1 protein-coding gene is annotated in these 278 nt (G+C 60.4%); it reads left to right on the forward strand.

What is annotated here, in order from left to right:
• The coding region (locus QSJ18_RS20160) for an acyl-CoA synthetase family protein (RefSeq protein ID WP_286328432.1) at positions 1 to 278 on the forward strand (278 nt) is incomplete at both ends.

A 278-nucleotide genomic window follows, 5' to 3' on the forward strand; every position in this document is an offset into this window, starting at 1 on the left:
TGGAATACGTCGACGTGGGTGTTGGATTCGCGGTTGCGTCCGGTGCCTGCGGGTGTGCCGGGTGAGTTGTATCTGGGTGGTGTGCAGGTTGCTCGTGGTTATGCGGGGCAGTCGGGGTTGTCGGCGGAGCGGTTTGTGGCCGATCCGTTTGCTGCTGATCGGTGTGGTGGGGGTGCTCGTCTGTATCGGACGGGTGATCTGGTTCGGTGGAATGTTGCGGGTGAGATCGAGTATTTGGGTCGTACCGATTTCCAGGTGAAGTTGCGTGGGCAGCGCAT

It is taken from the genome of Gordonia heveisoli, assembly GCF_030315745.1.
GTDB lineage: Bacteria > Actinomycetota > Actinomycetes > Mycobacteriales > Mycobacteriaceae > Gordonia.